This window comes from Caulobacter sp. GW821-FHT11A05 (assembly GCF_058809015.1).
Genome location: NZ_JBXASF010000006.1, coordinates 168,152 through 181,567, shown reverse-complemented (window position 1 = coordinate 181,567; position 13,416 = coordinate 168,152). Strand labels below are relative to the sequence as shown.

Below are 13,416 nucleotides of genomic sequence, written 5' to 3'. Positions count from 1 at the left end.
GTCGAGCCCGTCCGGGCGGCGGAACCGGTACCCACTTCCGCCTGACGGGCTCGAAGTTGACGCAACCGTCACTCTTGGCCTCGGCCCCTCACGGGCGCACAGTGCGGGCGACCGGTCCTTCAGAGACTGGCGGGAGAGACGAATGGCCGACGACATGCCGCTGCCCAGCCTGTTGCAGCTGACGCCGCTGGACCCGACCTACCGCGCCGATCCGCATGTGGTGCTGGACGATCTGCGAGCCCGCTGTCCGGTGCACCGCGACGACATGTCGGGCAACTTCGTGCTCAGCCGCTATGCCGACGTGCGCGGTGTGATCTCCGACCTCAATATGCTGCGCGACCCGATCAACGCCGAGGAGGGGGCCATCCTGCAGCGGCGGTTCCTGGGGGCGGTCGATCCCAGCCTGCCGCGCAGCCATGTCTCCAGCATCCTGACCCTCGACGATCCCGACCACGCCCGCATCCGCCGGCCGCTGGCCCAGGCGCTGTACGCCCGGGTCGCCAAGTTCAAGCCGGAGGTCGAGCGGATCATCGGCGAGACCCTCGACGGCCTGGAGGGTGAGGCGAGCTTCGACCTGATGGACCGCTTCTGCGTGCCGATCCCGATCGACGTCATCGCCTGCATCCTGGGCGTCGACCGCGAGCGGCTGGGCGAGTTCCGCGAATGGTCCGAGGGGCTGATCCAGGGTCTCAACCCGTTCCGCAACGAGGCCCAGACGGCGGCCATGGAAACGGCCAGCGCCGCCCTGACCGACTATTTCACCCAGACGATGGCCGCCCGCCGGACCGAGCCGCGCGACGACCTGATCAGCGACATGGTGCGGCTACAGGCCGAGGCGGATCTGGCCGACACCGAGCTGCGCATCAACCTCACCGCCCTGCTGGTCGGCGGCAACCTGACCACCACGGACCTGATCGGCAACGCTGTGCGTCTGCTGCTGCTCAATCCCTCAGAGTTGGACAAGCTGAAGGCCGATCCCGGCATCATCAACGCCGTGGTCGAGGAGGTGCTGCGCTACGAACCGCCGGTCGACATCACCGGCCGCATCGCCAACCGCGACATGGAGATCGCCGGCTGTCCAGTGAAGTCGCACCAGGCCCTGACCCTGTCCCTGCGCGCCGCCAACCGCGACCCGGAGGTCTACGACGACCCCCACGCCTTCAACGTCAGCCGCAAGCACCGGCCGCATGTGGCGTTTGGAGGGGGCGCGCACATCTGCATCGGCGCGCCGCTGGCGAGGCTGGAGGCGCAGGTGGCGCTGGTGCGGCTGTTCGAGCGGTTCCCGGACCTGAAGCTGGTCGAGGGCGAGCCGCAGTGGCGGACCCTGCCGTTCTTCCGGGGGCTGGAGCGGATCGACGTGGCGGTCTAACGGCTCATCCAGGGCTTCGACTTCGATGAGCTGTGCGCCGCCGCCGCCTGCTCGCGCTGGAACTTGCCGCCGCGCGGTGGTTTCGGCTTGGCGTCGATGGCCGCCTTCTTCAGGCGCAGGGCCTTCTGGATGGGGGTCTCGTCCGACGGAACGGGCGGCGGAATGGACGGATCGTCGGTCATCTCCCTGAAATAGGCGCGGTGGCCCGCCAAGGCCAGCCGTTAACCGCCTCCTTCGACGGTTGCGTAACCGCGACGGCGCAAGCTTCGGTTATCGGAGGGACCATGCCGAGACAGACGCGACCGCCGCCGGGCCGGAACATGGGCGAGACGTTGCTGCGCAACGGCGCGCCGATCGCGGCCATCGCCTTCGCCATTCACAGCCTGTGGCCGGTCCTGGCGCCGAACACGCCGCGGCCCTGGGAGGGGTTGCTGACGGGCGCCGGCCAGGTGGTCCAGGCGTCCGGCGCGCCGCAGGCCATGGCCCGGCTGGTCGATGCGCCGCCGGCCGTCGACCACCATTTCAGCGGCTGCGACGAGGCCCGGGCGGCCGGCTACGAGAACATTCCCTTCACCGACCCCTCCTATCGCGAGGCGATGGACGGCGATCACGACGGCTGGGCCTGCGAGCCCTACCGGCGCTAGGCCGGGTCGCGCTCTACAGCAACGCGACGCCGGCCGGCCGCCGCTTTCGGCCGGGGACGCCGGCGCCTGACGCCTGGGTCAGCAACCACCGAGCGGGACGGGCAGACAGGCAGCAACGCGTCCGGTGGCGCGCCGGGCCCTTTGGCAATTGTCTTGCCGGGCCAGATTGAAGCGCGGCGAAGCACCGCCATGCACCAAATACTCTAACCAAAGGAAAATGTATACTGAGCGTATAGTCAAGAATGAATGAGCCAATGTTGTGTAGTGGTGGATTCTATACACGATTCACCAAAGAAATTACTGGCCGATCTTCCGGAAATGATCTCTAGTCCCCCCGCGCGCCACGACGGGAGACCCTCCTCAACGCTCGGACGCCGCCGCGGGGCTCCGCCATGACCAAGTTCACAGCTGTCCACGGCGGCGACATGTCGACCTGGAGTCTTGCGGATATTGAAGACGGCGCGGTCACCGTCCACACCGCCACCACCTGGACGGTGATCGGGGCCAGCGGCGCCACCTACACCTTCAAGGGGACGTTCAGCGCCTACGACGGGGCCAACTTTCCAACCGCGGGTACGGTCACCTCGTTCACCGCCGCCAACGGGCCGTTCTCGGACGGCTATGTGATCAACACCTTCAGCCTGTCGGTGGCGGCGCTGCGGACCTTCCTGGCCAATGACGACGCGGCCGGCCTGCAGACGGCCCTGTTCTCGGGCGCCGACAGCTTCACCGATTCCGGCGCCAACGACACGATGTACGGCCTGGACGGCAACGACGTCTTCCTCTTCACCCTGCCGGCCGGTGAGAACCGGGGCGGCCAGGACACCGTCGACGGCGGCTCGGGCAACGACAACTTCCTGTTCGGGGCCAATTTCACGGGCGACGACAGCGTCGAGGGCGGCGTCGGCTTCGACCGCATCACCCTCAACGGGCCCTACAGCGGCGGGGTGATCTTCCAGGCGGCGACCATGACCGGCGTCGAGGCGCTGAGCATGACGGCCGGCAACAGCTACAGCCTGACCACCCATGACGGCAACGTCGCGGCCGGCGAGAGCCTGACGGTGGCCGGGGGCGCGCTGGCCGCCGGCGAGACGCTGACCTTCGACGGCTCGGCCGAGACCGACGGCGTCCTGCTGGTCACCGGCGGGGCCGGCGACGACGTCCTGCGCGGTGGGGCGGGCAATGACACCCTGACCGGCGGGGCCGGCAACGACACCCTCTACGGCGATGCGGCGCCGGGCGGCGGTGGTGGCGGGGTGGAGCTAACCCGTCTGCTGTCGGTCAACGGGGCCGGCGAGCAGGGGGCGGGGGCCTCGTTCGGCCTGGCTATCTCCAACGACGGAACCAAGGTCGCCTTCATCAGCGGCTCGAGCAACCTCGTCGACGGCGACCTCAACAACACCTGGGATGTGTTCGTGAAGGACCTGACGACCGGCCAGGTGACCCTCGTCTCCCAGACCCAGGCCGGGGTGCAGCAGAACAGCACCCAGCCCAACAACCTGCACTGCAACTTCTCGCCCGACGGAACCAAGGTGGTGTTCACCACCCAGGCCTCCAACCTGGCGGCCAGCGACACCGATGTGGTGATGGACGCCTATGTGAAGGATCTGATCACCGGCGAGCTGACCCACGTCTCGACCAGCTCGGCCGGCATCGACGGCGGCGGACTGGTCTTCCGGCCCGCCTTCTCGCCAGACGGGACCAGCATCATCTTCTATTCCGAAGGCGCGGGCTATGTGGCCGGCGACACCAACAACAGCTTCGACATCTTCATCAAGAACCTGACCACGGGCGTCGTCACCCGCGTCTCGACCGCCGGCGGCGGTGAGCAGAGCGACTGGTCGTCCGTGGGCGGATCCTTCTCGCCCGACGGAACCCGGGTGGTGTTCCAGAGCCAGTCCAACAACTTCGGGGCCCTGCCCGACGAGGACTTCGACCTCGACCGCAACATCTTCATCAAGGACATCGCCACCGGCGGCATCATCCAGGTCAGCAGCAACAGCATCGGCATCACCGCCAACGAGGACTGCTGGCAGCCGGTCTGGTCGCCGGACGGGACCAAGGTGATGTTCGGCAGCTTCGCGTCCAACCTGGTCGGCGACGACAGCAACGGCCAGTACGACCTGTTCGTGAAGGACCTGGTCACCGGCGCGGTCACCCGGATCAGCAAGGCGACGGACGGGACGCAGGGCAACGCCAGTTCGGGGACCCTCACCGGCGGGGCCTGGTCGCCGGACGGAAACTTCATCGCCTTCGAAAGCTTCGCCACCAACCTGGTGGCCGGCGATACCAACGACAGCGCCGACATCTTCGTCAAGAACCTGACGACCGGCGAACTGATCCGGCTGACCGTCGACGCCAACGGCGTCGAGGGCAACGACCATTCGGGCGACAAGATCGTCTGGGCCCCGGACAGTTCGGCCGTCGGCTTCGGCAGCGACGCGTCCAACCTCGTCCCGGTCGACACCAACAACCCGTTCAACTCCGTTCACACCAACACCGGCCGCGATGTCTTCCTCGCGCCCCTGCCCTCGGCGCCGGTGGTGGTCGGGTTCGGCAACGACATTCTGAACGGCGGCGACGGCGACGACACCCTCTGGGGCCTGCGCGGCAATGACCAGCTGACCGGAGGGGCCGGGCTGGACACCCTCTACGGCGGCGAGGGCAATGACATCCTAGTCGGCCTGGGCGACGCCGACCTGCTCTACGGCGACGTCGGCAATGACGCGATCCGGGCCGGCGACGGCGACGACATCGGCCAGGGCGACGGCGGTGACGACAGCCTGTCAGGCGAAGGCGGCCACGATCTGCTCTACGGCGGCGACGGCAATGACCTGGTCGACGGCGGGACCGGCGACGACACCCTGTTCGGCGAGGAGGGCGACGATGCCCTGGTGATCGGCGGCGGCGGCGCGGATGTCGCGGTCGGCGGCAATGGCGCCGACACCTTCATCGCGGCGGCGGGGTTCAACAGCAATGACGCCTTGGACGGGGGCGAGGGCGACGACGTCCTCAAGCTGGCCGGCGAGTACGCCCTGACCGTCTTGAACGACACCACCCTGGTCAATGTCGAGACCATCCAGCTGGCCAACGGCTACAGTTACGACCTCTACACGGCCGACGGCACGGTCAGCGCCGGGGGCCTGCTGGTCCTCGACGCCACCCTGCTCGGCGCCGCCTTCACGGCCCGCTTCGCCGGCTTCCTGGAGACCGACGGCGCCTTCTTCCTCAAGGGCGGGGCCGGCACGGACCACCTCAGCGGCGGCCAGCAGGACGACACCATCCTCGGCAACGGCGGCCTCGACTACCTGAATGGCGGGGCCGGCGGAGACACCCTGCGCGGCGGTCTTGGCGCCGACACCGTCCACGGCGACACCGGCGACGACATCGTCTTCAACACCGACATCGGCTCCGACAGCCTGTTCGGCGACGGCGGCAATGACCTGTTCTACTTCGCCGCTACCCTGGACGCCGCCGATAGCGTCGACGGCGGCGACGACTACGACACCGTCAGCCTGCTGGGCAGCTATCTGAACGGCATGGTCGGGGCGTTGGGCGACGTCGAACTGCTGCGGCTGGACGGCAATTTCAGCTACAAGCTGACCCTGGCCCAAACCACCGTCAACGCCGGCGACACCCTGACCATCGACGCCTCGGCGCTGGGGGCGCTCAAGTTCCTGACCCTGCTGGGGGCCCTGGAGACCAATGGCGGGCTGAACGTCATCGGCAGCAACGGCGCCGACAAGATCACCGCCGGCGCCTGGGATGATGTCGTCAGCGGCGGGGCCGGCGACGATCTGGTGCAGGGTCTCGGCGGCAACGACGAAATCCACGGCGGCCTCGGCAAGGACATCATGTCGGGCGGGGCCGGGGTCGACGACCTGTACGGCGACGACGGGGACGACATCCTGTCGGGCGGCGTCGATGCCGACCGCTATTTCGGCGGCCTCGGCAATGATCGGATCTTCTTCGACGCGGCCGCCCATCTGATCGGCGCGGCGCGCATCGACGGCGGGGCCGGAACCGATGTCGTCGAACTGGCCGGCGACTATTCCGGCGAGGTGGTCTTCGAGGCGACGACGCTGACTGGGGTCGAGAAGATCCTGCTGGCGACCGGTTACCACTATACCCTGGTCCTGGCCGACGGGAATGTCGCGCCGGGGCAGGGGCTGATCATCGACGGCGCCGCGCTCGGCGCCACCACGATGGACATCGACGGCTCGGCCTCCCACAGCGGCTACTTCACCATGCTCGGCGGGGCCGGGGCCGATACGCTCACCGGCGGTGACGGCGGCGACGTGTTGCGCGGCGGAGCGGGCATCGATGTCCTCTATGGCGCCGCGGGCAATGACGAGCTGGACGGCGGCGCCGGCGACGACGCCCTCTATGGCGGCGACGGCAATGACCTCTTGGTCAGCACCTCGCTGGGCGAGAACAACATGTTCGGCGGCGACGGCGACGACGTGGTCAGCTTCACCATCGGCTACGACGCCCTGGACTACATCAACAGCGGCCTGGGCATCGATATCCTCAACCTTAAGGGCGCCTATGGGACGGTGGCCATGGACCTGTTCGGGGTCGAGGTGGTGCAGGTGCAGGGGGCCTTCAACTACAACCTGGTCCTCGGCGATGGCGACATCGCGGCCGGCGAGACACTGGCCATCAAGGCCAACCTTCTGACCGCCATCGGCGGCTATGCCCTGACGGTGACCGCCACCGAGGAACTGGACGGCCGGCTCGACCTTCTGGGCTACAACGGCAACGACGTCTTCGCGGGCGGACAGGCCGGCGACCTGATGGACGGCGGCGGCGGCAACGACTCCCTGCTGGGCGACGGCGGCGACGACATCCTGGTCGGCGGCCTGGGCGACGACTCGCTGAGCGCCGGGGCCGGCGCCGACATGCTCTACGGCGGGGCCGGAAATGATATCCTCACTGGCAGCGGCGACGTCGACCAGATGTTCGGTGAGGCCGGCAACGACCGCTTCTTCTTCAACCCCTTCGACGGGCTGATGACAGCCGGCCACCGCATCGACGGCGGCGTCGGGATGGACACCCTGTTCCTCAGCGGCGACTACAGCGCCGGGCTGGTCTTCGATCCGACAAGCCTGACCAGTATCGAACGGCTGGTCCTGGAAGCGGGCAATATCTACGATCTGACCTTCGCCGACAGCAACATCGTCGGCGGCGGCCTGCTGACCATCGACGCCTCGGAACTGAGCGACGGCCTGACCTTCACCCTGCACGGCGAAGGGGAGCTGAACAGCCACTTCACCGTCAACGGTGGCGGCGCGGTCGACATCCTGCACGGCGGCCAGAACAGCGACATCCTCGACGGCGGCGCGGGCGACGACGTCCTCGAAGGCAACGACGGCAATGACACCCTGATCGGCGGCGCCGGCGCCAACCAGCTCTATGGCGGCGGCGGCTTCGACAAGCTGACCGGCGGCGACAACAACGACTATCTCGACGGGGGCGCCAGCAATGACACCCTGACGGGCGGCGGCGGCGATGACGAAATGCTGGGCGGGGCCGACACCGACACCCTGCTGGGCGGTTCCGGCAACGACCTGATGAGCGGCGGCCTGGGCGTCGACAAGCTGTACGGCGAGCTGGATGACGACGAGCTGCACGGCGATGCCGGCGCCGACACCCTGGACGGTGGCCATGGCGAGGACCTGCTCTACGGCGAGGCCGACAACGACATCCTGCTCGGTGGTTTCGGCGACGACATCCTGTTTGGCGGCGACGGCATCGACACCCTGACCGGCGGCGACGGGCGAGACGTCATGACCGGCGGGTTGGGGGCGGACAAGTTCCTGTTCGGCGGCGGCGACTTCTTCCCGGACATCGGCTCCGGTCACGACCGGATCGTCGATTTCGTTCACTCACAACTGGACAAGATCAACCTGGCGGCGGTCGACGCCGACTACCTGACCGCCGGCGACCAGGCCTTCAGCTTCATCGGCGCGGCGGCCTTCAGCGGGGTCATCGGCCAGCTGCGCTATGCCTTCGTCGGCGGCGACACCCAGGTGACCGGGGACCTCGACGGCAATGGCACGGCCGACTTCGCCATCGACCTGACCGGCAACCTGGCGCTGGTGGCGAGCGACTTCGTCCTCTAGCGGCCGTTAACTGCCCTCTTCGACGGACGGGTAACCAGAGGCGCGCATTCTTCGGCTTCGGGGGGGTATTCCCGATGCCTGATCGAAGCGCCCTTTGGGGCAACCTGCGTAACCTGGCGATCATCGTGGTGATCGCCCTGACCATCCACAACCTCTGGCCGGTCTGGTTCCCGAGCACGCCGCGCCCGTGGAACGGCCTGGTCGCGGGCGCCGTCCGGACGCTCGGTTTCTAGAGCCGCAGCAGCAGGCGGGCCATGATGTCCCGCTGGATCTGGTTGGAGCCGCCGTAGATGGAGGCCGCCCGGTTGTTCAGGTAGCGGGCCATGGCGGTCAGGCTGTGGGCCGGGCCGATGGCGTCGATATTGCCGCCGGGCTCGCGGGCCTCGGGCTGGTGGACGGCGGCGTAGTGTGCGGCCGTCTCGATGGCCAGCTCGTCGAGGCGCTGCATGGCCTCGGTGCCCTGGGTCTTGAGCATCGAGGAGGCGGCGCCCGGGTTCTTGCCGCCGCTGAGGGCGGCCATCACCCGGTGCTCGGTCATCTCGATGGCCTCCAGGGCGATGGCGGCCTCGGCCAGGCGGGCGCGGAAGTGGCGGTCGGCGAGCAGCGCCTGCCCGTCGCTGGTCTCGGCGGCGGCCATGGCCTGGATGCGGCCCAGGCTGACCTTCAGGCCCGGCGCGGAACTGCCGCCGCGCTCGAACTCCAGCAGATATTTGGCCACCGTCCAGCCGTCGTTCTCTTCGCCGAGGCGACCGGACTTGGGGACCCGGACATTGTCGAAGAAGACCTGGTTGACCTCATGCTCGCCGGCCAGGGTGATGATCGGTTTGACCTCGATGCCGGGCGTGTCCATCTCCAGCAGCAGGAAGGTGATGCCCTGCTGCGGCTTGCCCTCGAAGTTGGTGCGCACCAGGCAGAACATGCGGTTGGCGTGGTGGGCGTGGGTGGTCCAGATCTTCGAGCCGTTGAGGACATAATGATCCCCGTCGCTGTCGGCGCGCATCTGCAGGGAGGCGAGGTCGGAGCCGGCGCCCGGCTCGCTGTAGCCCTGGCACCAGTAGTCCTCGCCGGCCAGGATGCGCGGCAGGTAGAAGGCCTTCTGCTCAGGGCTCCCGTAGCCCATGATACAGGGGCCGACCATCTTCAGCCCCATCGGCGACAGCGACGGGGCGCCGGCCCGGGCGCATTCGGCCGCGAAGATGTGGCGCTGCATCTCGTCCCAGCCCGTGCCGCCATGCTCGACCGGCCAGCCGGGGGCGACCCAGCTCTTGGCGTGGAGGATCTTCTGCCATTCGAGGCTGTAGCGCGGCTCGACGAAGACGCTGGTGACCAGCCTGCCGGCCTCGGCCAGGCGCGGGGTGAGAGCCTGGTCCAGGAAGGCGCGGACCTCGTCGCGGAAGGCGAGGTCGCGGGGGCTGAGGGCGAGGTCCATGCGGCGAAACTCCGGGCGATGGCGGTCACCCTCTCAGCCGGAGGCTGCGGCGGCAACCGTGACCCGACGGCAAGGCGGCTAGCTTTCTCATTGTCGCGCGTTTGTTCCGATAACCGGGTCCCACTTATCGGAACGCGCTTTAGAGCGCCTGGGTGGCGGTGCCGGCCACCACGTACCAGGTCACCACCAGGCCGCAGATGAGGGCGCCGGGGATGACGCTGCCGGTGCGCCGCCAGGTGAAGGTCGAGACGATGGCGGCGGCGGCCAGCAGCGGCAGGAACTGGATGGCGATGACCGTCGACAGCGGGTCGAAGTCGGTCGGCAGCCGGCCGGTGGCGAAGAAGACGCCGTAGTCGACGGCCAGGAACAGCAGGAAACCGCCGGCCATGGCGAAGACGGCGGTCACGTACTGCCGCAGGGCGCTGTCGTCTGGCGCGATGAGACTCCGGTGCAGGGCGGCGAAGGCGACCAGGAAGAACAGGGTGAAGGGCACGACATAGGTCAGCGCCACGACCGCCTGATGCGGGCTGAACAGTTTCAGGGCCAGGACCCAGAACCGGAAGTCGACCTTGAACAGGGCGTCGACCAGCAGCAGCGCGCCATAGCCGACGGCGACGACGAAGAGGGGGACCAGGACCTCCTGCCAGCCGGGGCGGCGGGGCTCCCGCGGTCCCTTCGGCTCGAACAGGCCGAGCAGCAGGGTGATGGCGGCGTTGATCGCCATCCAGGCCAGGACCTGGTTGCTGACGGTCTGCGGCAGGGCATGGCTGGGCGGCAGGAAGAGGGTGACCAGGATGAAGGCCGGGAAGTAGGTGAGGATGGGAATGAGGGCGGTCAGGGCCAGGGTCAGCCGCCGGCGGCCGGGGCCGTGCTGGGCGGTCGGAGCCGGGGCGCCGCGCAGGGGGGCGAACAGCGGGACCTGCAGCAGCAGGGCGAAGGTTCCGAGCAGCAGGACGACGAAGCCGACCAGGGCCAGGCCGGTGCCGGCCTCCTTCCACAGCCAGATCTGGTCGCCGGGCGGGCGGGGCGTGCCACCCTCCAGGGTCTGGCCGAACCAGTCGAGGCTGGCCGCGACGGCGGCCGGCGAGATGTGGTCGCCGGGGTGGGTGGTGGCCGGCGTGTAGAGGCGCCGGGCCGTGCCGGCGGCGATGTCGCCATAGAGGCGGCTGGTCTCGATGTTGGCGGCCGTGCCGAACAGGGTCTTGGCCTTGGGGCTGGTCCCGACGTCGGCGGCGCGGGGCGGGCCCCACATCAGCTTGGCGAACTCGTCGTACTGGCTGAACACCAGGGCGGTGTTGCGCGGCCAGGCCGGCGTGCCGTCCTTGGCGAACGGGGCGCCGGTGGAGGAGCCCTCGAGCACCACGGCCTTGTAGGCGTCCGGCATGACGGCGGCGGCGGCCAGGACCGTCCAGCCGCCCATGCTGTGGCCTTCGAGGCCGATGTTGGCCTTGTCGACGGTCGGCAGGCCGCGCAGGTAGGTCAGGCCGTCGGGGCCGCCAAAGCCGTTGGAGAAGGCCGCCCCGCCGCTGTAGCCGTGGCCGGTCTGGTCGAGGGCCAGGACGACGTAGCCGCGGCGGGCGAACTCGATGGCGAAGGCGGACTGGGTCTCGCGACTGTTGATGTAGCCGTGGACGGCGAGGACGCCGGGGGCCGGTTTGGCGGCGGTGGCGTTTGGCGGGGTGTAGAGCAGGCCGCTCATGACGACGCCGCCGGTCCCCTTGAACCGGACGTCCTCGACCTTGACGCCGCCGCCGGTCTGGATGGCCGAGGCCAGCCACGACCCGCCGAGGATCAGAAGCCAGCCGATCGCGAACAGCAGCCATGACTTGCGCATTGTCGTTTCCCGCCCCTTGCCGCCGTGCTCGGCGGTCTGTTGGGGTCAGTGTCACACCGGTTGGGCGGCGCCGCAATCGGGCGGGCGGCTATCGAAGCGGCTCCATTGTACCGCATCGGCGCCTTGGCGGCAAAAAATACTGTGCAAAATCAACGGTATAGGTCCAATCTGGAACCGCCTTGGGGACCCCCTTGCGAGGCGGATTGACCACCCTTTGCGCCCCTTCCGACCACCCTCGCACCACCCACCGGCCGGGGCGGCGGGCAGGGCGGGGTCTCGTCCGGCCTGGCCCAAGGTGAGCGGCTTTCCAATGTCGGGTATGCCGGCTCAGGTCCCTGGCGGGAGGACCTCGATCCAGTCGCCTTGCGCCAGCTCGATCTCGTCGAGGTTGGCGCCCGGGCCCTGGCGGTCGACGACGAGGAAGTCGCTGACCTCTCCGAGCGCCAGGGAGTAGTGGTGCCAGGTTCCAGCGGCGTAGTTCACGCCTTGGGCGCCGTCCGCGAGGAAGACCTCGATCCTGGCCGGGTCGAGATCGCCGGCCGGGGCGACGGCAACCAGGTAGGGGCGGCCGCTGAGGGGCATGAAGGCCTGGCTGCCGTCGGGGTGGCGTTCCATGATCTTCAGGACCAGGGCGGCCAAGGGCGTCGAGCGGAAGATGCTGAGGATGACCTCACCGTCCTTGGCGGTGGCATGGCCGAGGGCGTGGTAGCGGGTCGTGGCGCCGTAGTTGATCGGGTAGTGGTGGGCCTCGTCGCGGGCCGAGATCACCTCGCCGAAAGGGGCGAAGGCTTCGGGCGTCAGGGGGCGGGGGCGGACGGTCCTCATTTGGCGCCGGCCTTGATCCAGGCGCCGAGCCTGGCGCGCTCCTCGGGAGTCATGCCGGTCTCGTTGCCGAGCGGCATGGAATGGTTGGCGACGGCGCGCTGGTAGATGCGCGGGGCGTAGCTGCGGATCTGCTCGGGCGTGTCGTAGGCGACGCCGTTCGGCGGGGCGGTGAAGCCCTTGTGGGTCGGGTGGGCCGAGTGGCAGGCGGTGCAGTGTTTGCCGATCATCGCCTGCACCTCCGGGAAGGTGGCCGGGGTAACGCCGGCCTCGGCCGGCTTGGGCGTGGTGATCAGGGCGAAGATCATCACCCCGACGAACAGGGCGACGCCGTTGACCAGGATGATCGGCTCTTTGCGGCCGGCGTTCTTCTCGTTGAAGAAGTGGCGGATGACGGCGCCCGACAGGCCGATGCCGGCGATCAGCAGCCAGTTGAGCGGATGGTCGGTGACGATCGGATAGTGGTTGGAGATCATCAGGAAGAGGACCGCCAGGGTCATGTAGTTGTTGTGGACGCTGCGCAGCTTTCCCTTCTTGCCGAGGGCCGGATCGACGGGCTGTCCGGCCAGCATGGCGGCGACGATTCGGCGCTGGTTGGGGATGATGACGAGGAAGACGTTGCCGACCATCGCCGTGCCGATCAGCGCCCCCAGGTGGATGAAGGCGCCGCGATTGCTGAAGATGTGGGTCAGGCCCCAGGCGGCGGCGACCAGGACGGCGAACCAGACCACCGCGAACAGCCGGGTGCGGTGGGCGATGGCCTTGCAGAGGGCGTCGTAGACCAGCCAGCCGCCGACCAGGAAGCCCGTGCCGAGGGCTATGGCCTGCCAGGGGGTGAGGGGGAGTTTGGCCGGATCGATCAGGTAGATGGAGGCGCCGGCGTAGTAGATCAGGGTCAGCAGCAGGATGCCGGAGAGCCAGGTGGTGTAGGCCTCCCATTTGAACCAGTGCAGCTCGGCCGGCATGTCCGGCGGGACCGAGAGGTACTTGCGCTTGTGGTAGAAGCCGCCGCCGTGCACGGCCCACAGGTCGCCCTGCACGCCCTTGGGGGTCTCAGGGCCGGCCCGCAGGCTGGCGTCCAGCCACATGAAGTAGAAGGACGAGCCGATCCAGGCGATGCCGGCGATGACGTGCAGCCAGCGGGTGGCCATGTTGGCCCAGGCCAGGAGGTCAGCGAGCATCAGTGGACCTGA

At 68.6% G+C, this 13,416-nt stretch carries 9 protein-coding genes; 4 read left to right on the top strand and 5 right to left on the bottom strand.

Annotated features, from left to right (window positions below; all coding sequences use genetic code 11):
• Positions 1 to 142 precede the first annotated feature (142 nt).
• Positions 143 to 1,369 (top strand): cytochrome P450, encoded by a 1,227-nt coding sequence (locus tag AC1RSK_RS10990; protein ID WP_492907566.1) that lies wholly within the window; start codon positions 143 to 145, stop codon positions 1,367 to 1,369.
• Here the strand turns inward: AC1RSK_RS10990 and AC1RSK_RS10985 are convergent.
• Positions 1,366 to 1,551 (bottom strand): hypothetical protein, encoded by a 186-nt coding sequence (locus AC1RSK_RS10985; RefSeq protein WP_492907565.1) that lies wholly within the window; start codon positions 1,549 to 1,551, stop codon positions 1,366 to 1,368. The genes AC1RSK_RS10990 and AC1RSK_RS10985 overlap by 4 nt on opposite strands.
• 102 nt (positions 1,552 to 1,653) lie before the next feature.
• On the opposite strand from AC1RSK_RS10985, the gene AC1RSK_RS10980 reads away from it, so the two are divergent.
• The 3 genes from AC1RSK_RS10980 to AC1RSK_RS10970 all read left to right on the top strand — a co-directional run bounded on the left by AC1RSK_RS10980 (position 1,654) and on the right by AC1RSK_RS10970 (position 8,371).
• Positions 1,654 to 2,013: an excalibur calcium-binding domain-containing protein gene (locus AC1RSK_RS10980; protein ID WP_492907564.1), complete on the top strand. Its 360-nt coding sequence runs from the start codon at positions 1,654 to 1,656 to the stop codon at positions 2,011 to 2,013.
• A 392-nt stretch (positions 2,014 to 2,405) separates the two neighbouring features.
• Positions 2,406 to 8,138 (top strand): hypothetical protein, encoded by a 5,733-nt coding sequence (locus AC1RSK_RS10975; protein ID WP_492907563.1) that lies wholly within the window; start codon positions 2,406 to 2,408, stop codon positions 8,136 to 8,138.
• Between the two features lie 74 nt (positions 8,139 to 8,212).
• Entirely contained in the window at positions 8,213 to 8,371 is a 159-nt protein-coding gene (locus AC1RSK_RS10970; protein WP_492907562.1) for a hypothetical protein, read from the top strand.
• Here the strand turns inward: AC1RSK_RS10970 and AC1RSK_RS10965 are convergent.
• The 4 genes from AC1RSK_RS10965 to AC1RSK_RS10950 form a co-directional block, all read right to left on the bottom strand.
• Positions 8,368 to 9,567 carry an acyl-CoA dehydrogenase family protein gene (locus AC1RSK_RS10965; protein ID WP_492907561.1) on the bottom strand — a complete coding sequence of 400 codons (1,200 nt, stop codon included), beginning with the start codon at positions 9,565 to 9,567 and terminating at the stop codon, positions 8,368 to 8,370. The genes AC1RSK_RS10970 and AC1RSK_RS10965 overlap by 4 nt on opposite strands.
• 139 nt (positions 9,568 to 9,706) lie before the next feature.
• Positions 9,707 to 11,401 carry an alpha/beta hydrolase family protein gene (locus AC1RSK_RS10960; RefSeq protein WP_492907560.1) on the bottom strand — a complete coding sequence of 565 codons (1,695 nt, stop codon included), beginning with the start codon at positions 11,399 to 11,401 and terminating at the stop codon, positions 9,707 to 9,709.
• 327 nt (positions 11,402 to 11,728) lie between these two features.
• Positions 11,729 to 12,226, bottom strand: a complete 498-nt coding sequence (locus AC1RSK_RS10955) for an ureidoglycolate lyase (protein WP_492907559.1) — start codon at positions 12,224 to 12,226, stop codon at positions 11,729 to 11,731.
• On the bottom strand, positions 12,223 to 13,404 hold the full coding sequence (locus AC1RSK_RS10950; protein WP_492907558.1) for a urate hydroxylase PuuD: 1,182 nt from the start codon (positions 13,402 to 13,404) through the stop codon (positions 12,223 to 12,225). Before AC1RSK_RS10950 ends, AC1RSK_RS10955 begins: the two co-directional genes overlap by 4 nt.
• Positions 13,405 to 13,416 lie beyond the last annotated feature (12 nt).

What these genes read in the sequence shown, in the direction of transcription:
- AC1RSK_RS10980 (WP_492907564.1), top strand. Translation starts at nt 1,654, where the DNA reads ATGCCGAGACAGACGCGACCGCCGCCGGGCCGGAACATGGGCGAGACG.
- AC1RSK_RS10950 (WP_492907558.1), bottom strand. Translation starts at nt 13,404, where the DNA reads ATGCTCGCTGACCTCCTGGCCTGGGCCAACATGGCCACCCGCTGGCTG.
- AC1RSK_RS10990 (WP_492907566.1), top strand. Translation starts at nt 143, where the DNA reads ATGGCCGACGACATGCCGCTGCCCAGCCTGTTGCAGCTGACGCCGCTG.
- AC1RSK_RS10975 (WP_492907563.1), top strand. Translation starts at nt 2,406, where the DNA reads ATGACCAAGTTCACAGCTGTCCACGGCGGCGACATGTCGACCTGGAGT.
- AC1RSK_RS10985 (WP_492907565.1), bottom strand. Translation starts at nt 1,551, where the DNA reads ATGACCGACGATCCGTCCATTCCGCCGCCCGTTCCGTCGGACGAGACC.
- AC1RSK_RS10960 (WP_492907560.1), bottom strand. Translation starts at nt 11,401, where the DNA reads ATGCGCAAGTCATGGCTGCTGTTCGCGATCGGCTGGCTTCTGATCCTC.
- AC1RSK_RS10970 (WP_492907562.1), top strand. Translation starts at nt 8,213, where the DNA reads ATGCCTGATCGAAGCGCCCTTTGGGGCAACCTGCGTAACCTGGCGATC.
- AC1RSK_RS10955 (WP_492907559.1), bottom strand. Translation starts at nt 12,226, where the DNA reads ATGAGGACCGTCCGCCCCCGCCCCCTGACGCCCGAAGCCTTCGCCCCT.
- AC1RSK_RS10965 (WP_492907561.1), bottom strand. Translation starts at nt 9,567, where the DNA reads ATGGACCTCGCCCTCAGCCCCCGCGACCTCGCCTTCCGCGACGAGGTC.